Source organism: Streptomyces sp. NRRL F-525 (assembly GCF_000716605.1).
In the GTDB taxonomy this organism is placed as follows: domain Bacteria; phylum Actinomycetota; class Actinomycetes; order Streptomycetales; family Streptomycetaceae; genus Streptomyces.
This window is the reverse complement of sequence record NZ_JNXE01000232.1, coordinates 1-236: the sequence shown is the minus strand read 5'-3', so window position 1 is coordinate 236 and position 236 is coordinate 1. Positions and strand designations below refer to the sequence as shown.

Annotated in this window: 1 protein-coding gene; it reads right to left on the bottom strand. The window is 70.8% G+C overall.

All coding sequences use genetic code 11. The annotated features are described in order from the left end of the window. On the bottom strand, positions 1–236 hold a 236-nt coding region (locus OO69_RS48665), incomplete at both ends, for a hypothetical protein (RefSeq protein ID WP_033287479.1).

Below are 236 nucleotides of genomic sequence, written 5' to 3'. Positions count from 1 at the left end.
ACGGATGCGCCGAGCAGCGGGTGCTCAGCGCTCTCCATACCCGCGGTGCTGAGGTCGCCGGTGCGGGCGGGGGCGTCGAGCCAGTAGCGCTGGTGTTGGAAGGGGTACGTGGGCAGGCCGGGGTCGGTGCTCGTGTCGGTGTCGGTGTCGGGGTTGGTGGTGGGCCAGGTTACGGGGTGGCCGTGGGTGTGGGCGGTGGCGAGGTTGGTGAGGAACTGGGTGGGGGTGTGGTGGTT